We start from the raw sequence: 21668 nt of genomic DNA on the forward strand, positions 1-21668 counted from the left end.
TGAGGGAGAAGGTGGCCCGGCGAAGCCGGGTCGGATGAGGGGTGCCGCCGGCAACGCCGACGAGCGGGCTAGGCCCGCTTCAACAAGAACCGAAAGAGCCGCATGACCGAAACCCGCTTCGATATGGCCAAGCTGCCCAACTATCTCACCTATGCGCGCATCGCCGCCATTCCGGTGATCATGCTGTTTCTGCTGGCCGACAATGCGGTCCTGCGCTGGCTTGCCCTGCTGCTCTATATCGCCGCCGCCATCACCGATTATTACGATGGCGCTTTGGCCCGCAAATACGGCACGGTCTCCGCCATCGGCCGCATGCTCGATCCCATCGCCGACAAGCTCCTGGTCGGCGCCTTGCTGCTCGTTTTCTGCTTCGATGGCAGCTTCGGCGCCTGGGACCTCGTCCCCGCCACGATCATCCTGCTGCGCGAAATCTTCGTCTCGGGCATGCGCGAATTCATGGGCACCGAAAAGATCGTCGTTCCGGTCTCCAAACTCGCCAAATACAAGACTACCGTGCAGCTCGTGGCCCTTGCCGTGGTCATTGCCGAACCGCTGATCCCCGGCATGCGAGAGTTGAGCGATATTCTCCTCTGGCTCGCCGCCATCCTCACGGCCATCACCGGCTGGCAATATTGGCAGGGCGTCTCCACGCATTTCCGCGCCAATGAGGACGACTTGCCATGAGGGTGATGTATTTCGCATGGCTGCGCGAACGCCTCGGGCGCGATGATGACGATGTGACCCCGCCTTCCGATGTCGCGACCATTGCCGACCTCATCGATTGGCTCGCCGAACGAGACGAAGGCTTTGCCCTGGCCACCACCAACCGCAAGCTCATCCGCGCCGCCATCGACGACGAACTCGTCGATCACGACACCCCGCTCGCCGGCGCGCGCACCATCGCCCTCTTCCCCCCGATGACCGGAGGCTGAAATGGCCGTCACCCTCCAGTCCGAACCATTCGATCCCGGCGCCCTTACCAACGCCTTCCTCAAGGCCGCCGATGGTGCCGGCGCCGCAGTCACCTTTACCGGCCTCGTGCGCTCCACTCCTGACGATCCCATCGTCTCGATGACCCTCGAGCACTACCCCGCCCTCGCCCAGCGCCAGCTCGAAACCCTGCGCGACCGAGCCATCGCCCGCTTCGATCTTCTTGCAGCCGACATCACCCACCGCTTTGGGACGCTCTACCCTGGCGAGCCGATTGTCCAGGTCATGACCCTGGCCCCCCACCGCCAGGCGGCGTTCGATGGCGCAAACTTCATCATGGATACATTGAAGACCAACGCTCCGTTCTGGAAAAAAGAAGAAAGCACAACAGGGGTCCGCTGGGTCGACGCCAAGGAAAGCGACGACACGGCCGCCGCGCGTTGGGAGTGAGTGGACGCAGCCTCGGCACCGCACTGCCATCGACCACGACAAAAAAGGCCGGGGACTTATCCCCGGCCTTCCAAACTCGCCCATAGTGCGGCTTTTTATTCCGCCGCAGCCTTCTTGGGCTGAACTTCGCTCATATAGGCCTCGACCAGAGTGCGGCAGGCCTCTGCCGGCGTGAACTTATATTCGCCGACCTCGGCCACCGGCGTCACTTCCGCAGCCGTGCCGGTGAGGAAGCACTCGTCGAACTGGCTCAGCTCCTCGGGCTTGATGTGCCGCTCGGTCACCGTATAGCCATTGGCCTTGGCCAATGCGATCACCGTGCGGCGCGTGATGCCGTCGAGGAAGCAGTCAGGCGTGGGCGTGGTGATTTCCTTGCCCTTGACGAAGAACACGTTGGCGCCCGTCGCCTCGGCCACATAGCCGCGATAGTCGAGCATCAGCGCGTCCGCATAGCCGGCATCCATCGCCGCGTGCTTGGAGAGCGTGCAGATCATGTAAAGACCCGCCGCCTTGGCCTTGCACGGAATGGTTTCGGGCGAAGGACGCTTCCAGGGCGCCCAGTTCAGGCGAATGCCCTTGAGCCGCTCTTCGGTCGAGAAATAGCTCGGCCACACCCAGGCCGCGATCGCCACATGCACCTTGTTGTCGCGCGCCGGAACGGAAATGGTTTCCGACCCGCGCCAGGCGACAGGGCGCATATAGGCATCGACGAGATTGTTCTTTCCGAGCACCTGCCGGCAGGCCTCGTCGATCTCGTCGGCGGAATAGGGAATGGTGAAATCGAGCGTCTTGGCCGAAAAGATCAGCCGCTCGGTGTGCTCGCGCAGCTTGAACACCTCACCGCCATAGGCGCGCTGCCCCTCGAATACGCTGCTGGCATAGTGCAGCCCGTGGGTGAGGACGTGGAGCTTGGCATCCTTCCAGGGGACCATCTCCCCATTGTACCAGATCCATCCCTCTCGCTGATCCATTGGCACGGTGGCCATTTTAATCTCCCGATTATTCGCTTCGTCTCAAGTGGCACATCATCTCGATGCACTTTGCCCTATAATGCGCCAATCTCTCGCCACTTGGCAAACCATAGCGGCTCTGTGATAAGTCGTTAAACGGCAAAGATGTTGGAAGGACGATGCCAGCGCAACCGATAAATGTCAATAAGGCTGACATAAATTCCGCGATCTACGATTTCCCCGAAATGCCGATCGATATCATGGGGCTGTTCTTCTTCGCCTATCGTGATTTCGTGCGCGACGCCGATGCGCTGCTCGAGATGCAGGGCTTTGGGCGCGCCCATCACCGGGTGATCTATTTCGTCAATCTGCGGCCCGGCATGACGGTTGCCGACCTGCTCGATATCCTGCGCATCACCAAGCAGAGCCTGGCCCGCGTCCTGCGCCAGTTGATCGATAGCGGCTATGTCGCCCAGCGTCATGGAGAGACCGACCGCCGTCAGCGCCTGCTGTTCCCCACCGAAAAGGGCCGCGATTTCTTCGAGGTGCTTTCGGCCACCCAGGCCCGCCGCATCGAGGCCGCCTTTTCGGCGCTCCCCGAGCACACCCGCGATTGCGTGCGGCATTTCTTTGCCGAAATGACCGAACGCGGCGACCAGCAACTCCTGCGCACTCTGCGCCTCGTCGACCAATAATCAGGACTTTCCCCAAGTGGATTTCTTCAGCACGGCTTTCCTTGCCCTCGTGCAGGGCATCACCGAGTTCCTGCCCATCAGTTCCTCGGCCCATTTGATCCTTGGCCGCTGGCTGATGGATTTGCTGGGCATCGCCACCTCGACAATGACTCCCGCCGAGGAGCTTGCGCTCGATATCGCCCTGCATGTGGGCTCGCTCGGCGCGGTGATCGTCTATTTCTGGCGCGACGTGCTCATGCTGGCGATGGGGCTGATCGACGGAATTACCGGCAAGGCCGGCCCGCGCTTTCGCACCCTGGCCGTCGTCATCGCCGCCTCGCTTCCCATCGTGGTCGTCGCCTTCCTCGCCAAGGACCTCATCACCGAATCCGGCCGCAACCTGCCCATCATCGCCTGGACGACGCTGATTTTCGGCGTTCTGCTCTGGTTCGCCGACCGACGCCCCGAACGGTCCGGCGATCTCGAGAGGCTTTCCCTGCGCAACGCGATGATCGTGGGGCTCGCCCAGTGCATCTCGATCATCCCCGGCGTCTCGCGCTCGGGCATCTGCATGACGGCCGGCCGCTATGTCGGTCTGGACCGCCCGCTTTCCGCGCGGCTCGCCATGCTGCTCTCGATCCCCACGATCCTGGGCGCCGGGGTTCTGGCCGGCTACGATCTCTACAAGGCCGGAAATGCCGAGGTCACGGGCGATGCCATTTTCGGCGGGGTGCTTGCCTTCTTTGCCGCACTGGCCAGCATCGCCCTGCTCATGCAGTGGCTGCAGCGCCAGTCCTACACGCCCTTCGTGATCTACCGGATCGTGCTAGGCGTGCTCCTTCTGGGCCTGCTCGCGGCTGGGCTGGCCTGATACCGGCTGCGGGGCGGCAGGAACGGCAATACCTCCGCCCTCGCCGTCCGCTGCGGATTGTTCGAGATCGCGCACCCATTCGCGCCACATCGAAACCAGCAGCGCCATCAGCACCGGGCCGACGAACAGGCCGACAAAGCCCATTGTCTTGACCCCGCCGATCAGGCCGAAAAACGTCGGCAGGAACGGCAGTTTGATCGGCCCGCCCACCAGCTTGGGGCGCAGCGTCTTGTCGACGATGAACAGTTCCACCGAGCCCCAGACGAACAGCGCCAGCCCCTCGACGATCGAGCCGCTGGCCACCAGATAGATCGACACCAGGGTGAACGAGAGCGGCGCCCCGCCGGGGATCATGGCCGCAACGCCGGTAATCACCCCCAGCAATACCGGCGAAGGCGCGCCCGCCAGCCAATAGGCGATGCCCAAAACGATCCCCTCGCCGATCGCGATGATCGTCATGCCGGTGACCGTCGAGGAGATCGTCGCCGGCACCACACGGGAAAGCCGCTGCCAGCGCACCGGCAGGATGCGTTCGCCGAACTTGTCGAGCTGGGCCGAAAGGCTCGCGCCGTCGCGATAGACGAACAACAGCGCGATCAGCATGAACAACAGGTTCAGCGCCAGGTCGAAGATCGTGCCGCCAGTGGCGAGGATCGTCTGGTAGATGTTGTAGACATTGGCCCCACCGATCACCGTCACATATTGGCCCAGCGCGCCGGGCGCCCCGACATAGAGATCCCACTGCTCGGTTGCCCATTCGCCCACCAGCGGCAGGGTCGCGAACCAGCTCGGAGCGGCAGCGCCATTGGCGTTGGTCGCCATGATCCAGCTTATGAGCTGCCGCGCCTCGTTGGTGGCGTAGGAAAGCGCCATCAGGATCGGGACGAGGATGAACAGCACGATCACCGCGATCATGATCGAGGCGGCCAGCGTCCGGTTGCCGCCCACTCCGCCCAGTACCCGGCGATAGATCGGCCAGCTCGCGAACCCGATAATCAGCGCGGCGAGCACCGGCGCCAGGAAACCGTGGAAGAAATAGACGCAGGCAAGAAGGATCAGAATGACCAGCCATCGTGCCAGCGACAGGGGCGGCACGAGCGCCGAGCGATTGGAACCGAGCAGCCGAGGCTCGCGCTCAGGGGTAGAAACGTCCAGCTTGGTCACATGCACCGTCCGGTTTTCGTTTCGGTCACCTATAGAGCGCTTGCAGGCAAAGTGGAAACCACTTTTGCGTATTCGCGAGCGTCAAAGGCGACGGTCCGGAACAGGATAAGCACCCCTTGGGCAACAGGAAAAACCTTCTTTGCCCCATTCACATAAGTTTGCGACCGTTGGGCACGGGCTTGTCGATCGCCGCCAGAACGATGGCGCCAACCTCGTCCTCAAACCCAAGGGTCAGCACTTCCGAGCGCAACGGTCCGATCTGGCGCGGCGGGAAATTAACGACCGCCATCACCTGCCGCCCCACAAGTTCGTCGGGCGAATAGTGAACGGTAATCTGCGCCGAGGATTTCTTGATCCCGATTTCAGACCCGAAATCGATGATCAGGATGATCGCCGGCTTGCGCGCCTCCGGAAAGGGCCGCGCCTCGATGACCGTCCCCGTGCGGATATCGACCTTAAGGAAATCGTCAAAGGAAATCGTTTCGCTCATCGTCCCAGTTCTTCGCTTCTCTTGCGCGCCGCGTCCACCGCGCGCGCCATCAGCGCCGCCAGTCCGTCCGGCCCCATCAGCACATCGAGTGCCGCCTGCGTGGTGCCGTTGGGCGAAGTGACGTTCTTGCGCAATTGTTCGGCCGAGCTTTCATCCGCCTCCATCAGCGCCGCGGCCCCGATCACCGTCTGCCGCGCCAGCGCCATCGCCGTCTCGGACGGAAGCCCCTGCGCCTCTCCGGCTGCGGCCATGGCCTCGACAAGATGGAAGACATAAGCCGGTCCCGACCCCGAAACCGCCGTCACCGCATCGATCAGCGCCTCGTCCTCGACCCAGACCACCTCGCCTGCCGCCGCAAGCAAGGCACCAGCCAGGCCCCGGTCCGCGTCCGTCACGGTGCCGCCGGCAAACGCCCCCGAAATCCCCTTGCCGATCTGGGCCGGCGTATTGGGCATGGTGCGCACCACCCTGTCGGTACCCAATCCCTCCACGAGCTTGCCGGATGAAATCCCGGCGGCAACCGAAAGCACCAGCGTATCGGCGCCCACTGCCGGCCGCACCGCTTCAAGGACCGTAGCCATCATCTGCGGCTTGACCGCAAGCACGACAACATGCGGCGTTTCACCGGGAACCGTGTCGATGAGCCGCGCCCCGTGTTCGGCGGCAAAGGCAGCGACACTCTCATGCGGTTGCGGGTCGACGAGCGTCAGCGATGCGCCCGGAAGCCCCGCGCGCACCCAGCCAGCCGCCATGGCCATGCCCATCTTGCCCGCGCCGACCAGCAGCACGGACCCCGCATCGGCGAGAGTCATGCCTCACCCACGGTTTCGAACATCACCTCGGCCAGCGCGTCCGCCGCCGATTTGCCGGCCCAAACCACGAACTGGAATGCCTGGTAATAAAGGTCGCAGCTTTCGGTCGCCGAACGCAGCAGCGCTTCGCATTGCTGCGGAGACACCTCGGCCCCGCCCGACAGCAGGTGCGAGTTGCGGAATAGCACCACGCCTTCCTTGTTCCAGATGTCGAAATGGCCGATCCAGAGCTGTTCGTTGATGAGCGAGATCAACTGCTTGATCTCCCCCCGCCGCGCTTCGGGCACCTTGAGGTCGAACGCGCATGCCAGATGGAGGGATTCCATTTCCTCCATCCAGTTGAACGAGACGTGGTAGTCGCTCCACCCGCCCTTGACGGAGATGGAAATCTCATCGGCATCCTGCCGCTCGAACGACCAGTCGTTGATCGCGGCGATATGCTCGATGATATCCACCGGGTGGATGGTCCGATCCAGTTCCAATTCAAGGAGAGACATGGCTGGCTCCGCACGCTCGTTGCGTTTGTTCGAAGATGCTGCGCCAGACAGGATGTCGGACGCACTACGCGGCACAACCGAACCGGCCAGACCGGAACCCAGGATGTACGAATCGTCGTTGATTTGACTCTACACCGGGGCCGCCGGACACACCCAGAAACGCGGGCGGAAAACCGGAATTCTCTTGTGGATGATCGGAGCAACGTGGTTAACGGGGTCTTAACGAAAGCCCCAATCCACAGGCCTGTGAACGACGAATTTCCCGGCTGCACAATGGCTTGCCAGGAACCCCGACGCCAGAGCTTCCGCTACATCGGCGCCTCTCTCACCAGGGGAGAGGGAAACTCACCTTTCGGCCCCCGAGAAACATCCAAACGCTGCCCCCGAGCCCCTTCTCCCCTTGAGGGAGAAGGTGGATCGGACCGCCAGGTCCGAGACGGATGAGGGGTGCGCTGAGTTTCCGCAGACACCTCGTTGCCGTTGAAACTCAGCGCACCCCTCACCCCGAGCCTTCCTCAAGGGAAGAGAAGGGCTCTCTTGATGGCGTCAAAGGTCTTGCCGAAAACGCCGCTCCAGCTACCTTCTCCCCTGGTGGAAGAAGGTGGATCGGACCGTCAGGTCCGAGACAGATGAGGGGTGCGCTGAGTTTCCGCAGACACCTCGTTGCCGTTGAAACTCAGCGCATCCCTCACCCCGAGCCTTCCTCAAGGGAAGAGAAGGGCTCTCTTGATGGCGTCGAAGGTCTTGCCGAAACGCCGCTCCAGCTCCCCTTCTCCCCTGGTGGGAGAAGGTGGCCGCGAAGCGGTCGGATGAGGGGGGCGCTGAGCTTGCGGCAAACTTCGGAACCGGCGTTTCAGCCCAGCGTCACCGCTGCCGCCCATGCTCCAGGTCGCGCGCCCATTTCTCGCTCCCGTGAGCCCGCGCGATGGCGGCCGCCGCCATGTTGTCATAGGCAACCTGACGCAAATTGACGTGCCATTTGCCAGCCGATGTCTCGACGATCGCATAAGCCGCGGCCGGCGAAACCCGCCCGGCCGATTCAGGGTCGCTCATCGTAAAGGATGGACGACCAACGCTTCCGGGATTGAAGACGATCGTGCCGTCTCCGAGCGTCACCACGCGGGCCACATGGGTATGGCCGCAGCAATAGACCGGCAGCCGCTCGGCTGGCAGTTCCGCTTCGATCTCTTCGTGCGTCGCTGCCCGGAACCCGGTCTTTTTGTCCTTGCGGTCCAGCCAATAGATTTCATCGGAATTGGGCGAGCCATGCGAAAGAAAGATCGCATCCTCGAACACCTCGGTTTCAGGCAACGACCCGAGCCAATCCAAGGCATCGCCCGCCAGCGACCTGAGCGTCGCCTTGTCGTGCTCGTCGAGATATTTGGGGTCCGCATCAAGCAGATAGCGGTCGGTATTGCCTCGGATCGCCACCATCTCGAGTTCGGAGAGCATCGATGCCACCTTGGCCGGCTCCAATGGGCCGGCGAAATGATCCCCGAGATTGAGGATTTTATCGACGTCGTGCCGCTCGATATCGGCCAGCACCGCTTCGAGCGCCAGCGCATTGCCGTGCACGTCAGAAATGACAGCGACCCGCATCCCGGATCAGTCGGTCTTCTTGCGGCGCTTGAAGGCGTCGAGTTCGCGCCGCAGCGCCTCGATCTCTTCGCCCTGAATAGTCACCAGCTCCCGCAGGGCGTCATAATCCTCGCGTTTGACGAGGTTGAGGTCGTTGACGACCCTCTCGAGTTGCCCTCTGAACGCGGTTTCCGCCTCGCGGCGCGCGCCATCGGCCATCGAGGCGGCATCGTTGATCAACCGCCCCAGATCGTCGAAAAACTTTTGTCCCTGCGACATCGCTCGAAATCCTCTTGGCTCGGATTGGTCCGTTCACGACTATGTAGGACCTCCGGGCCCGCTTGACCAGAGCCGGCCCGGACGGCATGGTCCGCTCGCCCTTCCTTCGTCCAAGAGCGATAACGTGCCATTCCCTGCAATCGATCCCGTCGCCTTCGCCATCGGCCCCATCGTCATCCGCTGGTACGCGCTCGCCTATCTCGCGGGTATCGCCCTGGGCGTGGGTTATGGCATGCTGATCCTCAGGCGCAAATCGCTCTGGGCCAAGGGCACGCCGCCCATGACGCCGGACGAATTGTTCGATTTCACCTTCTGGATCGTGATCGGCATCATCGTCGGCGGCCGGCTGGGCTATGTGCTATTCTATGATCCGCTCACCTTTGCCGCCAATCCCGCCCAGATCATCGCGCTCTGGGACGGCGGCATGAGCTTTCACGGCGGCGCCATCGGCCTGGCACTGGCCATGGCGATCTATCTGCGCCGCAAAGGGGCCAACATCCTCTCCGGCCTCGACCTTCTGGCCTGCTGCGCCACCATCGGCCTGTTCCTCGGCCGGGTGGCAAATTTCATCAACGCCGAACTCTATGGCTCGGTCACCACAATGCCCTGGGGCGTGATTTTTCCCGGCGCGGGCGAGCTGCCGCGCCATCCCAGCCAGCTCTACGAGGGCATTCTCGAGGGCATCGTCCTGTTCCTGGTCATCCGCTATTTCACCCATATCAAGCTCGTCCTGCGCCAGCCCGGCACCGCCGCCGGCATCTTCTGCATCGGCTATGGCCTTTCGCGCATTTTCGTCGAGTTCTTCCGGCTGCCCGACAGCCATATCGGCTATCTCGCCTTTGGCTGGCTCACCATGGGCATGGTGCTTTCGGTACCGCTGGTGATCGGCGGCATCGCTCTCGTGGCCTGGGCCCAATCGCACCGCCGCCATGCCTGAGCAGGGCCTTTCCCTTGGCGATCTGATCGACATGCAGATCCGCCAGAACGGCCCCATGTCGCTGGCCACCTATATGGGGCTGTGCCTCACGCACCCCACGCGCGGCTATTACCGCAAGGCCGACCCGCTGGGGGTAAAGGGGGATTTCATCACCGCCCCGGAAATCAGCCAGACCTTCGGCGAAATGATCGGCGCATGGATTGCCGATCTCTATTTCCAGATGGGCGCCCCCGAAAAGTTCACCCTGCTCGAACTCGGCCCCGGCCGTGGTACGCTCATGGCCGACGCCCTGCGCGTCGCCACCCGCGCCACCGGCTTTGCCGCCGCCCTCGATCTCAAGCTCTACGAAACCAACCCCGTGCTCATCGCAATGCAGCGCGATCGGCTCGCCGCCTATGCCCCCGAATGGATCGACGAGGTGGAGACGATCGGCAGCGCGCCTCTGGTCGTGATCGCCAACGAGTTCTTCGACGCCCTCCCCATCCGCCAGTTCGTGCGCCGCAACGGCAAATGGTACGAGCGCAGCGTCGGGCTTTCCCAAGGCAAGCGCAGTTTCGGCCTCTCCCCCACCCCCTATGATGAAGCGCTGATCGGCGAAGCCTTCGCCACGGCGGACGAGGGCGAAGTGGCCGAAATCGGCCTGGCCGCCCAGCAATTCATGGGCCAGATCTGCCGCCTCATCGCCCCGCGCGGCGGCGCCATCCTTACGCTCGACTATGGCCATGCCGAAACCCAGCCAGGCGAAACCCTTCAGGCCCTCGCCCGCCATACCCATGTCGATCCGCTGGCCCAGCCCGGCGCGGCCGATCTCACCGCCCATGTGGATTTCCAAGCTTTGGGCCGCGCTGCGCGCATGGCTGGGTTGATCGTCCACCCCCTTGCCGAGCAGGGTCCGTTTCTATCATCCTTGGGACTGGCCGAGCGCCATTCCGCTCTGGCCACAGCCAACCCGGAAAAGGCCGCCTCCCTCGCAACGGCCTTCGATCGGCTTACCTCGCCCGATCAGATGGGAACGCTGTTCAAAGTCCTGTGCGCATCGAGCCCCGGCCTGCGGCCCGCGGGCTTTTCCGTGCAGTGACGTACTGCCCCAAGGAAAGCCAAGCCTCACATGCATCCGCCTTTCGAACAGAGCCCCACCCTTACCCGGATCGTCGGCATCCGCCACGGCTTCTTCGGCCGGCGCGGCGGCGTCTCGGACGGCGATTTCGCCTCGCTCAACGCCTCGCGCACCGTCGGTGACGATACCGCCAACGTCGTCGAAAACGTCCATCGCGCCGTGATGGCGCTCAAGGGTGGCCCCATCGAAGTGGCGCTGGGCAAGCAGGTCCACGGCACCGGTGTTCACATCGTCGAAAAGGCCTTCACGCCCGAAACCCGCCCGGAAGCGGACGCGCTGGTCACCACCCGTCCCGGCATCGCCCTGGGCATCCTCACCGCCGATTGCGCCCCCGTGCTGTTCGCCGACCCAGAAGCGGGCGTCATCGGCGCCGCCCATGCGGGCTGGAAGGGCGCCGTCTCCGGCATTCTCGCCCGCACCGTCGAGGCGATGGAAAGCCTCGGCGCCACCCGCTCCAACATCGTCGCAGCAATCGGCCCGGCCATCTCCGCGGAAAACTACGAGATCGGCGAGGAGATGGCCACGACCATCCGCAACGATTTCCCCCAGGCCGCCGCCTTCATCGTCACCGACGGCTGGCCCAAGCCGCATTTCGACGTACCCGGCCTCGTCCGCCACCAGGCCGAGGCCCTGGGCCTCAAATCGGTCGAAGCCGTCGGCGCCTGCACCTACGCCCATCCAGACCTCTATTTTTCCCACCGCTACGCCACCCACAACGGCATCGGCACGGGCCGGCAGATCGCGCTGATCGCCCGGGGGTGAACGAAATGGGGTGCAGATCGGCAACACCGTCACGCCCCCGTAGCCTTCATGCAAAAGTCATATTGAAGTCGGGCTCCCCAGGGGCTAAACGTCCGGCCAACAAACTCGGGGCATTGGCGGCCTTGGGTGTCAGGGCGACAGACAGAGGCTGACCATGAAGCTGGTGACGGGCAACTCAAACCTCACCGTGGCCAAGGCCGTATCCGACTACCTAGAAATTCCCCTCACCGACGCATCGGTCAAGAAATTCGCCGATAAGGAAATCTTCGTCGAAATCCACGAGAACGTGCGCGGCGAGGATGTTTTCATCCTCCAGTCGACCTCCTATCCGGCCAACGACCACCTGATGGAGATCCTGATCCTGATCGATGCGCTGCGCCGCTCCTCGGCCCGCCGCATCACCGCCGTCATGCCTTATTTCGGCTATGCGCGGCAGGATCGCAAATCAGCCTCGCGCACCCCGATCTCGGCCAAGCTCGTCGCCAATCTCATCACCCAGGCCGGTGCCAACCGCGTCCTCACCCTCGATCTGCACGCACCCCAGATCCAGGGCTTTTTCGATATCCCCACCGACAACCTCTATGCGGCTCCGGTTCTCACCCGCGACATCGCCGAGAATTACGACACCTCCAAAGTGATGGTCGTGTCCCCCGATGTCGGCGGCGTGCTGCGCGCCCGTAACGTCGCCAACCGCATCGGCGCCCAGCTCGCCATCGTCGACAAGCGCCGCCCGCGCGCCGGCGTTTCCGAGGTGATGAACATCATCGGCGACGTCGAGGGCCAGTCCTGCATTCTGATCGACGATATCGTCGATTCCGGCGGCACCCTGGTCAACGCCGCCGAGGCCCTGCTCAATGCCGGGGCCAAGGAAGTCTCCGCCTATATCACCCATGGCGTGCTCTCGGGCGAAGCGCCCCAGCGCATCGCCAATTCGCGGCTCAAGGAGCTGGTGACCACCGACTCCATCGAAATGACCGAGGCCGTCGCCAAGGTCGACAAGATCCGTCACATCTCGATCGCAACGCTCCTGGGCGAAGCGATCGCCCGCACCGCGTCCGAGCAGTCGGTCTCGAGCCTGCTCGACTGACCGACTCAAGCGGTTAACGAAGCCTTAACCGCCTCCTAAGCAGCCGCGCCAGCTGTTTCCCGCGCCCAGAATCCCTGACGCTCCATGGTTAAGCAAGAGCTAACCGGAAGCGGGGGTTTTGACCCATGAGCGCGACTCAGCCACAAGCAACGTTTGCACGTGGAACCTTGGACTGGCTCCGGCATTTTCTGTTTTTACGGAAATTCCGGTGGGGCGAGCCAGCCATGACTGCGGGCACTGCGTATGTGGATATATCAGTGACCAAGCCCCCTATCCGTCACCCGCTGGTGGCACCGCGCTCGTCCGCCGACGGCGAACTCAAAGCTTTGCTCGATGAAATACCGACATGGTCGGACACCATGCTGGTGCACATGCACAAGCGGTTCGGCACCAGCCGGCTCTTCCGCGTGCATCATGCGTCCGATGGCGAGTTGACCGAACGCGCCAGGACCCTGCGCGCCGCCGCGCTCGAGGAAATGGATCGTCGCGGGCTTGCCCCGCTGGCCGACGAGGCCGATTGAGCGCGCGTCGCTGCCTCTTGCTCAAATCCGGCCTCTCCTATATAGACCGCCGCCATGAAGCGTTCGTCACCCCTGGAGGACGGGCGCGCATTCTGCGTTTTGCAGACTGCACCCAACCAATGGATGATTTCCATGAGCGTCGAGCTTAAGGCTTCGGTGCGGGACCGGGTGGGCAAGGGGGCCGCTCGTGAACTGCGTCGTCAAGGTCTGGTTCCTGCCGTTATCTACGGCGACAAGAAGGCCCCTCTTTCCATCGCCGTGTCCTACAAGGACACGTTCCGCAAGATTCATGACGGCGGCTTTCTTTCGCACGTCATCGAGATCGATGTGGACGGCGAAAAGCACCGCGTGATCCCCAAGGATTACCAGCTTGAACCCGTGCGCGACTTCCTCGTGCATGTGGACTTCCTGCGCGTGGGCAAGAATTCGACCCTGACGGTCGAAGTTCCGGTCCACTTCGAGAACGAGGAAAAGTCCCCCGGGCTCAAGAAGGGCGGCGTGCTCAACGTCGTTCGCCACACCGTCGAGGTGACCGTCCCCGCCGATCAGATCCCCGAATATCTCGTGGTCGACCTGACCGGCACCGAAGTTGGCGATTCGATCCACATCTCGGCCGTGACCCTGCCCAAGGGCGTCGCCCCGACCATCACCGACCGCGACTTCACCATCGCCACTCTCGCGGCCCCGTCCGCTCTGCGCGCCTCTGAAGGCGAAGAGAGCGAAGAAGCCAGCGAAGCCGAAGGCGATAACGAAGAATAATCGGCTGGGGCCGGCCCACCGGCCCCTTCCCTTTCCCGGAGAGATGCGATGCACCTGATCGTGGGGCTCGGCAATCCCGGTGCCGAATATGCCGCTCACCGGCACAATATCGGCTTCCTGGCCGCCGACGAGATCGCCCGCCAGCACTCTTTCCCGCCCTTCCGCCAAAAATTCTCTGGCCTTGTCTCCGAGGGCGTGATCGACGGCGAAAAGGTCATGCTGTTAAAGCCACAGACCTTCATGAACCGTTCGGGCGATTCCGTCGCCCAGGCCGCCCAATTCTATAAGCTCTCCCCCGCCGATATCTCCGTCATCCATGACGAGCTCGACCTCGCCCCCGGCAAGGTTCGCATCAAGGCCGGCGGCGGCAATGGCGGCCACAACGGCTTGCGCTCGATCGAAAGCCATCTGGGTAAGGATTTCACCCGCATACGCCTCGGCATCGGCCACCCCGGCCACAAGGACCGCGTCCATTCGCACGTGCTGTCCAATTTCCACAAAGCCGAAAACGAGTGGCTCGAACCGCTGCTCGAAACCCTCGCCAAAAATGCCGGCATGATCGCCAAGGGCGATTCCGCAGGCCTGATGAACAAGCTGGCCCTCGCCGTTCCTTCGGCAAAACCCGAACCGAAAGCGGAAAAACCCGCGCCCCGTCAGCAAAGCCACATCCGCCAGGCCCGCTCCTCTGGCCCGCAGACGAAGATGCCCGAAACCGGCCCAATGGCCGACATGCTCAAAAAGCTGTTCGGCAAGCGGGACTGAGCGCGAACATTCCCGCGACGCCCTTGCCGCCTGACCACCTATGCCCCCCGGCCCTTGAGGCGGTAAAGCGCGTCTAGAACAGCTGAAATGCTGTAGTGCGCGCATCACAACTCTGGTTCGGTTCCTACCCCGTCCTTGGCCCCTCTCCTCCCCTCCTTCTTCAGCCCCTGTTTCCCTCTCCCTTGCTCCATTCCCACCGTGTCGGCCCGGGGCTTGCCCCCGGGGCAAGGTATGCGCGCCACTCGTCTCCGCCCCCCTCACCACGCTCCATTGCGGAGGTCTCCAGCAGCCCATCTGCTTATCCCCATCATCACCCCACCCCCCAACCGTCATCCCGGCCTTGAGCCGGGATCCAATACACTCAGCACCTGAGCCCAAGCCGCAACGCTTCCTCAGGAACCCTTCTCCCCTTGACGGAGAAGGTGGATCGCCCGCAGGGCGAGACGGATGAGGGGTGCGCTGAGCCTCAACAACCGCCACGGTGGCCGCTGATATGCCGAGCCCCCCTCATCCGACCGCTTCGCGGCCACCTTCTCCCACCAGGGGAGAAGGGTAACGGAGTACACACAAGCGCAGCGCTCCTGGCTCCTCTCAGGAACATGTCCCAAGAGCCCCCTTCTCCCCTGGTGGGAGAAGGGCCGGGGATGAGGGGGGCGCTGAGCTTGCGTCATGGCAAGAGCCTAGAATGGCGCGCATACCTTGCCCCGGGTCAAGCCCGGGGTGACACGGTTGGGGTGAAGGCAGGACGCTGCCCCGTCTCCGCCCCCTCACCACGCTCCACTGCGGAGGTCTCCAGCAGCCCATCTGCTTATCCCCATCATCACCCCAACCCCCAACCGTCATCCCGGCCTTGAGCCGGGATCCAGTACACTCAGCACCTGAGCCCAAGCCGCAACGCTTCCTCAGGAACCCTTCTCCCCTTGAGGGAGAAGGTGGATCGCCCGCAGGGCGAGACGGATGAGGGGTGCGCTGAGCCTCAACAACCGCCACGGTGGCCGCTGATATGCCGAGCCCCCCTCATCCCCAACCCTTCTCCCACCAGGGGAGAAGGGGGGCTTTAGGGACAGCGCCGATGTTTTTCCCGAGAGCCTGCCAGGGGCTACCCTTCTCCCCTGGTGGGAGAAGGTGGCCGCGAAGCGGTCGGATGAGGGGGCGCTGAGCCTCCACCAAACACCCTCCTCAAAACTAATTCCCCGCCATCACCCCACCCCCACCGTCATCCCGGCCTTGAGCCGGGATCCAGTACACTCAGCGCTTGAGCCCCAGCCGCAACGCTGCCGGTTACTGGATCCCGGGTCTTCGCCCGGGATGACGCCGGTGTTGAAACAAGCACAAAAAACTTATCCCCGCCCCCTGCGCTTCCCCCATACTCCCCCTCACGACCCCGCGCATATGGACGCAAGCGCTACGAACGTTTGGGCGGGATCGGTTCGGGTTCCTCGCGGGTCGCCGTGGGGAAGGCCCAAAGCGGACAGATGGCCGGATGTGGATAAAAGGTGTGAACGGACCACCAATCCAATCACTCCCACGTCGAACCGGGGAAACCCGGAGGGGCAGCGGGAAATCATCGGCAACGGTGGCTTCCCAACAACCCCCAGCCCGAGAAGCCGCCATAAGCCCAAAATCCCGGACGCATGGGGCGATGATCGCTTCATACAAACAAATACAGAACGAGGCGTTCATCGCCCCATGCCGTCATCATCAATCTCCGAAGCCTTGCGGCTGTCGGCCGCTTCCATATGCCTTCTCTTGACTTCCAGCTCACTCTGCACGAGGTAGTGCGCAACGATTTCCCCAGCGCTTTCCGCGCCATTTCCGAGGTTCCCCCATGGGCTTCAAATGCGGCATCGTCGGCCTGCCCAATGTCGGCAAATCGACGCTTTTCAACGCCCTCACCCAGACGGCGGCGGCCCAGGCCGCCAATTTCCCCTTCTGCACCATCGAACCCAATGTCGGTGAAGTGTCCGTCCCCGACGAGCGGCTCGACAAGCTCGCCGAGATCGGCAAGTCCAAGGAGGTGATCCCCACCCGACTCTCCTTCGTCGACATCGCCGGATTGGTCAAAGGCGCCTCCAAGGGCGAAGGGCTGGGCAATCAGTTCCTCGCCAACATCCGCGAATGCGATGCCATCGCCTATGTGCTGCGCTGCTTTGAGAACGAGGACATCGTCCACGTCGCCGGCAAGGTCGATCCCATCGCCGATGCCGAAGTTGTCGAAACCGAGTTGATGCTGGCAGACCTTGAAAGCCTCGAAAAGCGCATCGGCGGCCTGGAAAAGAAAATCCGCGCCAACGACAAGGATGCCAAGCTCACCCTCGATCTGGTCAACCGCGCAAAGGCGCTGCTCGAAGACGGCAAGCCGGCTCGCCTCGTCGAACGTGCGCCCGACGAGGAAAAGGCGTTCAAGGAGCTCCAGCTCCTGACCGCCAAGCCGGTTCTTTACGTCTGCAATGTCGATGAAGCCGCCGCTGCGACCGGCAATCAACACACGGCCAAGGTCGAGGCTTACGCCAAGGAGCAGGACGCCCGCTCGGTGATCATCTGCGCCGAGATCGAAGCCGAACTCGCCGGCCTCGATGATGCCGACCGCCTCGATTACCTTTCCTCCCTTGGTCTGTCCGAACCCGGCCTTAACCGGCTGATCCGCGAGGGCTATAAGCTCCTGCACCTGCAGACCTATTTCACCGTCGGCCCCAAGGAAGCCCGCGCCTGGACCATTCCGGTGGGCACCAAGGCCCCCCAGGCGGCCGGTGTCATCCACTCCGATTTCGAACGCGGCTTCATCCGCGCCCAGACCATCGCCTATGAGGATTTCGTGACCTTGGGTGGCGAAGTCGCCGCCAAGGAAGCGGGCAAGGCGCGCGATGAAGGCAAGGAATACGTCGTCAAGGACGGCGACGTGATGCTCTTCAAGTTCAACACCTGATCTATTGCTCGGGCCTGCACCGCTTGCAGGCCCGAAATCCCGCCGCGACGCAGTCCTCGACAGTCTCGAAGAACCGGCAGTTCTTCTTGAGCGGCGTGCGCGACGGACATCCCATCGTGCAAAATATCCCCGTGGACCTCACAGCGACATATGCTTGACCGGCAAAGGCGCGATCCCGCGCCGCAAGCGAAGCGTAGAGGTGATCCACATCGATGATTTCAGCCATGGCAAACTCCTTTCCCGCCACTAAAGCAGTGGCAGGAGAGAGCACGCGACCCGTTTTCCCCCGGAACTCGAACCAACAGGCTTCGTTGCCCGAACAAACGGGAGACTGCCATGCACGGTTACGCACGCTTCTTTGCCATGATCGCCACCTCGACCGTGGTGATGTTCGGGCTCATGTACCTCAACACCTACGCGCTCGATCACATCTTTTTCAGCGAAACCCGCGCCTATATGGCGCTGCTCATGGGCGCGGCGATGGCCATCATCATGCTCAGCTTCATGCTGGGAATGTACAAGAACACCGCTCTCAATATCGGCATCTACCTCGCCGCCATCTTGGTTTTCGCGGGCTCGCTCTACCTCGTCCGCTCGCAGGCGACCATCGAGGACGTCTCTTGGATGCGCGCCATGATTCCCCATCATTCGATCGCCATCCTGACATCGGAAAATGCCAACCTCTCGGACCCGCGCGCCATCGATCTTGCCAATCGCATCATCGAGGCCCAGCGTAGCGAGATCGAAGAGATGAAGGCGTTGATCGCAGACCTCGAGCAATGAGCGGATGCCGCCTGCGCCGAGCCCCATCGCCAACATTGGGCCATCCGCCGCCCTCTGCCTCTTGAGACTGCACGTGATTCGGCTACACATTGCCCCTCCAGCGGAACGGGAGCGAGCATGCACATCGACCTCAGCCTCATCGCCCCACCGCTCAAGACCATCCTCGGGCGCTATCTCAGAACCGCCAAGCTGATCCTCGTTGCGGTGCTGGTCATCACCCTCTTGGGCTCGCTGGCCACCATCGCCGCGCCCTATCTCTTCTCGCGCCTCATCGACAGCATCGATGCGACCTCTCTCGCATCGGGCATTATCTGGGCCTTCATGGCCTATGCCCTTCTCATGGGCCTGGGCTTCGCCCTCCAGCGCATGTCGGCCTTTCTGACCTTCATGACCTCGGAGAGCCTCGACTTCGTTTCCTCGACAGCCTTCTTTGAGCAATTGGTCGGCAAGGCATCCTCATTCTTTCTCGACCACAACCCGGCCGAGATCCAGAGCGCCCAGCACAAGGGCGGGGATGCCCTAAACTTCGTCGTCCAGTTCAGCCTCGCCGCCCTTCTCCCCGGCATCGCGCAAGTGACCCTCAGCATCGTGATGCTCGGAACCGTGCTCGATCTCGATATTGCCCTGATCGTCCTCGTCTACGGCATGGTCTATATCGCGCTCGTCATGCACGCGACCCGCATCACGCGCATCCATCTCGATGCAGCGATCGAACATTCCCAGGAAAGCTCGAAATTCATCGGCAACGCCATCGCCGGCATGGATACGTTGCGCCAGTTCGGGTCGGACCGCTGGATGATCGGCCAGTTCACCGCCCGCCAGCAATCGTCCCTCGACTCCTGGCGCCGCTACGCCACCACCCAAGTGCGCTTCGCCGGCATCTTCGGCCTCGCCCTCACCGCGCAATTTGCCCTGACGCTCTGGCTTCTGGTCCCTCGCGTGGTGGAAGGTACGCTCACGGTCGGCGATCTCGTGCTGTTCAATACCCTGCTGCTGCAGCTCAACACGCCCTTCCAGATGGTCGGACAGGCCATCCAGCAGGTCTCCCAATCCTATTCCCGTTTCCTGCCCTTCGCCCGCATGTGGCAGGCCGAATCCCACGACGACACCACCTCCGGGCAACCGCTTACCCTCACCGATGGAAGGGTGGTTTTCGAGGACGTGACCTATCGCTATCCCAACGGCCGCGGCGTCGAGGGCGCAAGCTTTGCGGCACGGCGGGGCACCGTGACCTACATCACCGGCGATACCGGCGCAGGCAAATCCACCCTGTTCAAGCTGCTGCTCAAGGCCATGCGCCCCCAGCAGGGCCGCATCCTCATCGACGGCACCGACCTCACAGAAATCTCCCGCGCCGATTGGTTCGCCCATGTCGCCGCCGTGCCGCAGGACGTAGTGCTGCTCAACGATACGCTGGCCACCAACATCGTACTCGGCCGCCCCCATGACGAGGCGCGCCTGCGCCGCGCCACCGAGCGCGCCGCCATTCTCGATTTCATCGATGGGCTCGATGATGGTTTCCAGACCGTGGTTGGCGAACGCGGCCTCAAGCTTTCGGGCGGCGAGCGCCAGCGCATCGCCATCGCCCGCGCACTTTACGCCGATCCGGCCATCGTGCTGCTCGACGAAGCCAGCTCGGCTCTCGATGCCGAAACCGAAAAAGAGATCATGGATCAGTTGCGCCGCATCTGCGACGAGGTGACGATCATCGCCATCACCCATCGGCTGAGCGTCATCCGTCCCGAGGACACGGTGATCCGCATCGGCCCGCAAGTGCAATGACCAAGGCTGCGACAGCCGCTCCTCTTGCCGGCCAACCATCCTTGGGGCACAATCGGATTGACGTAAAGGGCAGCAAGATGACCAATCCGATAACGCGAGATCGACGCCATTTCGAGGACTTGAAAGTCGGGGAAACCGTGACGCTAGGCCCGCGCACGGTCAGCAAAGCCGACATCATCGAATTCGCCACCGAGTTCGACCCCTTCCCTTTCCATCTCGATGAAAAGGCAGCCAAGGCCAGCCTTCTGGGCGGCCTAGCGGCGAGCGGGTGGCAGACCGGAGCGCTCTCGCTGCGCATGCTGGTCGACACATTCCTCTCCAAGGTCGCCTCCATGGGCGGTCTGGGCTTTACCGACCTCAAATGGAAGCGCCCGCTGATGAAGGGCGACACGCTTTCCGGGACGGCGACGGTCACCTCCCTGCGCCGCTCGGCCAGCCATCCCGAAATGGGCATCCTCACCGTCGCCTTCGACATGCGCAACCAAAAAGGCCAGCAGGTGATGACCCTCAACCTCACCAATCTCGTCGAAGTTCGCGACCCCTCGGCTCCCATCCCGGAGGCCGCCCAATGACCCGCTGGTTCGAAGACGTCAGCCTCGACACCGCCTATGATCTTGGCGGCCACACTTTCACCCAAGCCGAGATCATCCGCTTCGGCAAGCTCTATGACCCGCAATATTTCCATGTCGATCCCGAAGCCGCCCGCCACTCTCATTTCGGCGGCCTCGTCGCCTCGGGTTGGCACACGGTCAGCGTTGGCCATCGCCTGATGGTCGACCGGTTGGAAGCCGAGGAAGATATCGTCCGCGCCGAAGGCGGCGAACCCGGCGTGTCCGGCCCCTCACCCGGGGTCAACCGCATGGATTTCAAGGCACCCGTGCGCCCCGGCGATACCGTCAGCTATACCCTGACGGTCACCGGCAAGCGCCCGTCGAACTCAATTCCCGGCTGGGGTCTGCTCTTCAATCTTCTCGAAGCGCACAACCAACACGGCGAACTCGTCTATTCGGCCGATCTGGTGGGCTTTTCCAAGCTGCGAGACTACAAAATGCCGCTCAAGGTCAAAGCCGCAATGGCCCTCGCCAGGGTGCCGGGTCTCAAGGCACTGGCCCGCAGATGAGCCCGTTCCAGCGCATTGCGATAGTCATCGCCGGCTTGCTCGGCGCATCGGGCGTTGCCGCTGCGGCGGCCTCGTCCCATGCGGGCGCCGCCTTGCTCGGCCCTTACGCGCTGATCGCGCTGACCCACGCCCCCGCGATCCTCGCCCTGGCGCTGGCGCCGCTGCCGCGCCTGTTCGACTTTTCCTTAGCCGCTCTCCTCATCGGTGCTGTCGTTTTTTGCGGCGATCTCGCCGCCCGGCATTTCCTGGGCGCCTCGCCCCTCCCGCTGCTGGCACCCATCGGCGGACTAGCGCTGATCGCCGGCTGGCTTCTCGTCATCGTTGCGGGTCTCTTTTCCCGGCGCAGTTGACAGGATGATTTTCCTGTGTTTTCATGCGCTCGTTCACAAACGCTCCGACGAGGTCGCGACTCCAATG

At 62.9% G+C, this 21668-nt stretch carries 26 protein-coding genes; 18 read left to right on the forward strand and 8 right to left on the reverse strand.

The features are described from left to right. The first annotated feature begins 102 nt into the window (after positions 1–102). The 3 genes from pgsA to NO932_RS13880 are packed head-to-tail and all read left to right on the forward strand — an operon-like array spanning position 103 to position 1380. On the forward strand, positions 103–684 hold the full coding sequence (gene pgsA / locus NO932_RS13870; RefSeq protein WP_309207883.1) for a CDP-diacylglycerol--glycerol-3-phosphate 3-phosphatidyltransferase: 582 nt from the start codon (positions 103–105) through the stop codon (positions 682–684). Further along, positions 681–932, forward strand: a complete 252-nt coding sequence (gene moaD, locus NO932_RS13875; protein WP_309207884.1) for a molybdopterin converting factor subunit 1 — start codon at positions 681–683, stop codon at positions 930–932. The genes pgsA and moaD overlap by 4 nt, the downstream gene beginning before the upstream one ends. A gap of 1 nt (position 933) precedes the next feature. After that, positions 934–1380, forward strand: a complete 447-nt coding sequence (locus tag NO932_RS13880; RefSeq protein ID WP_309207885.1) for a molybdenum cofactor biosynthesis protein MoaE — start codon at positions 934–936, stop codon at positions 1378–1380. Between the two features lie 95 nt (positions 1381–1475). Here NO932_RS13880 and NO932_RS13885 read toward each other — a convergent pair whose 3' ends face one another. Then, the gene (locus NO932_RS13885; RefSeq protein ID WP_309207886.1) at positions 1476–2366 is read right to left on the reverse strand and encodes a branched-chain amino acid aminotransferase; all 891 of its coding nucleotides are present in this window, start codon (positions 2364–2366) and stop codon (positions 1476–1478) included. A gap of 209 nt (positions 2367–2575) precedes the next feature. Here NO932_RS13885 and NO932_RS13890 point away from each other — a divergent pair, with 209 nt between their 5' ends. Both NO932_RS13890 and NO932_RS13895 read left to right on the forward strand, forming a co-directional pair. Beyond that, on the forward strand, positions 2576–3025 hold the full coding sequence (locus NO932_RS13890) for a MarR family transcriptional regulator (RefSeq protein WP_309160391.1): 450 nt from the start codon (positions 2576–2578) through the stop codon (positions 3023–3025). Between the two features lie 16 nt (positions 3026–3041). Then, positions 3042–3875 carry an undecaprenyl-diphosphate phosphatase gene (locus tag NO932_RS13895; protein WP_309207887.1) on the forward strand — a complete coding sequence of 278 codons (834 nt, stop codon included), beginning with the start codon at positions 3042–3044 and terminating at the stop codon, positions 3873–3875. On the opposite strand, the gene NO932_RS13900 is transcribed toward NO932_RS13895, so the two are convergent. The 6 genes from NO932_RS13900 to NO932_RS13925 all read right to left on the reverse strand — a co-directional run bounded on the left by NO932_RS13900 (position 3831) and on the right by NO932_RS13925 (position 8695). After that, positions 3831–5039 (reverse strand): AI-2E family transporter, encoded by a 1209-nt coding sequence (locus tag NO932_RS13900; RefSeq protein ID WP_375142755.1) that lies wholly within the window; start codon positions 5037–5039, stop codon positions 3831–3833. The genes NO932_RS13895 and NO932_RS13900 overlap by 45 nt on opposite strands. Positions 5040–5187: 148 nt before the next feature. Then, positions 5188–5529, reverse strand: coding sequence for a tRNA-binding protein (locus NO932_RS13905; protein WP_309207888.1), 342 nt, complete (start codon positions 5527–5529; stop codon positions 5188–5190). Beyond that, complete coding sequence (proC, locus tag NO932_RS13910; RefSeq protein WP_309207889.1) at positions 5526–6341, reverse strand: pyrroline-5-carboxylate reductase; 816 nt, start codon at positions 6339–6341, stop codon at positions 5526–5528. The genes NO932_RS13905 and proC overlap by 4 nt, the downstream gene beginning before the upstream one ends. Then, a complete protein-coding gene (locus tag NO932_RS13915; protein ID WP_309160387.1) occupies positions 6338–6838 on the reverse strand; it encodes a YbjN domain-containing protein in 501 nt (166 codons plus the stop codon). Before NO932_RS13915 ends, proC begins: the two co-directional genes overlap by 4 nt. A gap of 864 nt (positions 6839–7702) precedes the next feature. Continuing rightward, the gene (locus tag NO932_RS13920) at positions 7703–8437 is read right to left on the reverse strand and encodes a metallophosphoesterase family protein (protein ID WP_309207890.1); all 735 of its coding nucleotides are present in this window, start codon (positions 8435–8437) and stop codon (positions 7703–7705) included. Positions 8438–8443: 6 nt separating this feature from the next. Beyond that, a complete protein-coding gene (locus NO932_RS13925; RefSeq protein ID WP_309160385.1) occupies positions 8444–8695 on the reverse strand; it encodes an accessory factor UbiK family protein in 252 nt (83 codons plus the stop codon). 124 nt (positions 8696–8819) lie between these two features. Here NO932_RS13925 and lgt point away from each other — a divergent pair, with 124 nt between their 5' ends. From lgt to ychF, 8 genes are all read left to right on the forward strand, one after another. Beyond that, entirely contained in the window at positions 8820–9632 is an 813-nt protein-coding gene (lgt, locus tag NO932_RS13930) for a prolipoprotein diacylglyceryl transferase (RefSeq protein ID WP_309207891.1), read from the forward strand. Then, positions 9625–10710 carry an SAM-dependent methyltransferase gene (locus tag NO932_RS13935; protein WP_309207892.1) on the forward strand — a complete coding sequence of 362 codons (1086 nt, stop codon included), beginning with the start codon at positions 9625–9627 and terminating at the stop codon, positions 10708–10710. The genes lgt and NO932_RS13935 overlap by 8 nt, the downstream gene beginning before the upstream one ends. A 30-nt stretch (positions 10711–10740) precedes the next feature. Continuing rightward, positions 10741–11511, forward strand: coding sequence for a peptidoglycan editing factor PgeF (gene pgeF, locus NO932_RS13940; RefSeq protein ID WP_309207893.1), 771 nt, complete (start codon positions 10741–10743; stop codon positions 11509–11511). Between the two features lie 154 nt (positions 11512–11665). Continuing rightward, positions 11666–12598, forward strand: coding sequence for a ribose-phosphate pyrophosphokinase (locus tag NO932_RS13945; protein WP_309207894.1), 933 nt, complete (start codon positions 11666–11668; stop codon positions 12596–12598). Between the two features lie 257 nt (positions 12599–12855). Next, positions 12856–13119: a hypothetical protein gene (locus tag NO932_RS13950; protein WP_309160380.1), complete on the forward strand. Its 264-nt coding sequence runs from the start codon at positions 12856–12858 to the stop codon at positions 13117–13119. A 132-nt stretch (positions 13120–13251) separates the two neighbouring features. After that, on the forward strand, positions 13252–13878 hold the full coding sequence (locus NO932_RS13955; RefSeq protein ID WP_375142756.1) for a 50S ribosomal protein L25/general stress protein Ctc: 627 nt from the start codon (positions 13252–13254) through the stop codon (positions 13876–13878). Positions 13879–13926: 48 nt separating this feature from the next. Next, positions 13927–14640: an aminoacyl-tRNA hydrolase gene (pth, locus tag NO932_RS13960; protein ID WP_309207895.1), complete on the forward strand. Its 714-nt coding sequence runs from the start codon at positions 13927–13929 to the stop codon at positions 14638–14640. Between the two features lie 1828 nt (positions 14641–16468). Next, positions 16469–17566: a redox-regulated ATPase YchF gene (gene ychF / locus NO932_RS13965; protein ID WP_309207896.1), complete on the forward strand. Its 1098-nt coding sequence runs from the start codon at positions 16469–16471 to the stop codon at positions 17564–17566. A gap of 1 nt (position 17567) precedes the next feature. On the opposite strand, the gene NO932_RS13970 is transcribed toward ychF, so the two are convergent. Continuing rightward, a complete protein-coding gene (locus tag NO932_RS13970) occupies positions 17568–17792 on the reverse strand; it encodes an Ada metal-binding domain-containing protein (RefSeq protein WP_309207897.1) in 225 nt (74 codons plus the stop codon). A gap of 110 nt (positions 17793–17902) precedes the next feature. Here NO932_RS13970 and NO932_RS13975 point away from each other — a divergent pair, with 110 nt between their 5' ends. The 5 genes from NO932_RS13975 to NO932_RS13995 all read left to right on the forward strand — a co-directional run bounded on the left by NO932_RS13975 (position 17903) and on the right by NO932_RS13995 (position 21601). After that, the gene (locus NO932_RS13975) at positions 17903–18349 is read left to right on the forward strand and encodes a DUF305 domain-containing protein (protein ID WP_309160376.1); all 447 of its coding nucleotides are present in this window, start codon (positions 17903–17905) and stop codon (positions 18347–18349) included. A gap of 117 nt (positions 18350–18466) precedes the next feature. After that, positions 18467–20131, forward strand: coding sequence for an ABC transporter ATP-binding protein (locus NO932_RS13980; RefSeq protein WP_309207898.1), 1665 nt, complete (start codon positions 18467–18469; stop codon positions 20129–20131). A 77-nt stretch (positions 20132–20208) separates the two neighbouring features. Further along, positions 20209–20703, forward strand: a complete 495-nt coding sequence (locus NO932_RS13985) for a MaoC family dehydratase (protein ID WP_309160374.1) — start codon at positions 20209–20211, stop codon at positions 20701–20703. Next, complete coding sequence (locus NO932_RS13990; protein WP_309207899.1) at positions 20700–21251, forward strand: MaoC family dehydratase; 552 nt, start codon at positions 20700–20702, stop codon at positions 21249–21251. The genes NO932_RS13985 and NO932_RS13990 overlap by 4 nt, the downstream gene beginning before the upstream one ends. Then, complete coding sequence (locus NO932_RS13995) at positions 21248–21601, forward strand: DUF423 domain-containing protein (protein WP_309207900.1); 354 nt, start codon at positions 21248–21250, stop codon at positions 21599–21601. The genes NO932_RS13990 and NO932_RS13995 overlap by 4 nt, the downstream gene beginning before the upstream one ends. Positions 21602–21668: the final 67 nt, after the last annotated feature.

This window comes from Pelagibacterium sp. 26DY04 (assembly GCF_031202305.1).
Taxonomy (GTDB): domain Bacteria; phylum Pseudomonadota; class Alphaproteobacteria; order Rhizobiales; family Devosiaceae; genus Pelagibacterium.

Coding starts and splice junctions, on each gene's coding strand:
- pgsA (WP_309207883.1), top strand. CDS start 103: ATGACCGAAACCCGCTTCGATATGGCCAAGCTGCCCAACTATCTCACC.
- moaD (WP_309207884.1), top strand. CDS start 681: ATGAGGGTGATGTATTTCGCATGGCTGCGCGAACGCCTCGGGCGCGAT.
- NO932_RS13880 (WP_309207885.1), top strand. CDS start 934: ATGGCCGTCACCCTCCAGTCCGAACCATTCGATCCCGGCGCCCTTACC.
- NO932_RS13885 (WP_309207886.1), bottom strand. CDS start 2,366: ATGGCCACCGTGCCAATGGATCAGCGAGAGGGATGGATCTGGTACAAT.
- NO932_RS13890 (WP_309160391.1), top strand. CDS start 2,576: ATGCCGATCGATATCATGGGGCTGTTCTTCTTCGCCTATCGTGATTTC.
- NO932_RS13905 (WP_309207888.1), bottom strand. CDS start 5,529: ATGAGCGAAACGATTTCCTTTGACGATTTCCTTAAGGTCGATATCCGC.
- proC (WP_309207889.1), bottom strand. CDS start 6,341: ATGACTCTCGCCGATGCGGGGTCCGTGCTGCTGGTCGGCGCGGGCAAG.
- NO932_RS13915 (WP_309160387.1), bottom strand. CDS start 6,838: ATGTCTCTCCTTGAATTGGAACTGGATCGGACCATCCACCCGGTGGAT.
- NO932_RS13920 (WP_309207890.1), bottom strand. CDS start 8,437: ATGCGGGTCGCTGTCATTTCTGACGTGCACGGCAATGCGCTGGCGCTC.
- NO932_RS13925 (WP_309160385.1), bottom strand. CDS start 8,695: ATGTCGCAGGGACAAAAGTTTTTCGACGATCTGGGGCGGTTGATCAAC.
- NO932_RS13935 (WP_309207892.1), top strand. CDS start 9,625: ATGCCTGAGCAGGGCCTTTCCCTTGGCGATCTGATCGACATGCAGATC.
- pgeF (WP_309207893.1), top strand. CDS start 10,741: ATGCATCCGCCTTTCGAACAGAGCCCCACCCTTACCCGGATCGTCGGC.
- NO932_RS13945 (WP_309207894.1), top strand. CDS start 11,666: ATGAAGCTGGTGACGGGCAACTCAAACCTCACCGTGGCCAAGGCCGTA.
- NO932_RS13955 (WP_375142756.1), top strand. CDS start 13,252: ATGAGCGTCGAGCTTAAGGCTTCGGTGCGGGACCGGGTGGGCAAGGGG.
- pth (WP_309207895.1), top strand. CDS start 13,927: ATGCACCTGATCGTGGGGCTCGGCAATCCCGGTGCCGAATATGCCGCT.
- ychF (WP_309207896.1), top strand. CDS start 16,469: ATGGGCTTCAAATGCGGCATCGTCGGCCTGCCCAATGTCGGCAAATCG.
- NO932_RS13970 (WP_309207897.1), bottom strand. CDS start 17,792: ATGGCTGAAATCATCGATGTGGATCACCTCTACGCTTCGCTTGCGGCG.
- NO932_RS13975 (WP_309160376.1), top strand. CDS start 17,903: ATGCACGGTTACGCACGCTTCTTTGCCATGATCGCCACCTCGACCGTG.
- NO932_RS13980 (WP_309207898.1), top strand. CDS start 18,467: ATGCACATCGACCTCAGCCTCATCGCCCCACCGCTCAAGACCATCCTC.
- NO932_RS13985 (WP_309160374.1), top strand. CDS start 20,209: ATGACCAATCCGATAACGCGAGATCGACGCCATTTCGAGGACTTGAAA.
- NO932_RS13990 (WP_309207899.1), top strand. CDS start 20,700: ATGACCCGCTGGTTCGAAGACGTCAGCCTCGACACCGCCTATGATCTT.
- NO932_RS13995 (WP_309207900.1), top strand. CDS start 21,248: ATGAGCCCGTTCCAGCGCATTGCGATAGTCATCGCCGGCTTGCTCGGC.